Genomic DNA, 247 nt, shown 5'->3' with positions numbered 1-247 from the left:
CAAAAGTTCCGATTTAATAAGGTCAATTTCATCTTTGTTTAAAACGGAATAATCTTTTTTAAGTTCTACAATTTCCGTCTTGTTATCAACTGGTGTCAAACCATTGTAACTCGAACCCTCTTGCATGTTCTTTATTGTTGTTAAGGCTTTTTCTCGATACTCTTGCGTATTATCAATATCAAGAAAGGCATTAATTTTCAACAAGCCACGCAATTTACCTTGTTCCAGCTTAGTTTGAATACTAGCT

The 247-nt window shown here is 33.2% G+C and carries 1 protein-coding gene; it reads right to left on the bottom strand.

The window, feature by feature from the left end; all coding sequences use genetic code 11:
* A partial coding sequence (locus tag FDX22_RS23910; RefSeq protein WP_222592569.1) for a hypothetical protein occupies positions 1 to 247 on the bottom strand: 247 nt, incomplete at both ends.

This window comes from Citrobacter sp. TBCS-14 (assembly GCF_005280805.1).
Lineage (GTDB): Bacteria > Pseudomonadota > Gammaproteobacteria > Enterobacterales > Enterobacteriaceae > Citrobacter > Citrobacter gillenii.
The sequence above is the reverse complement of the archived record's forward strand: the minus strand, read 5'-3'. Positions and strand labels throughout refer to the sequence as shown.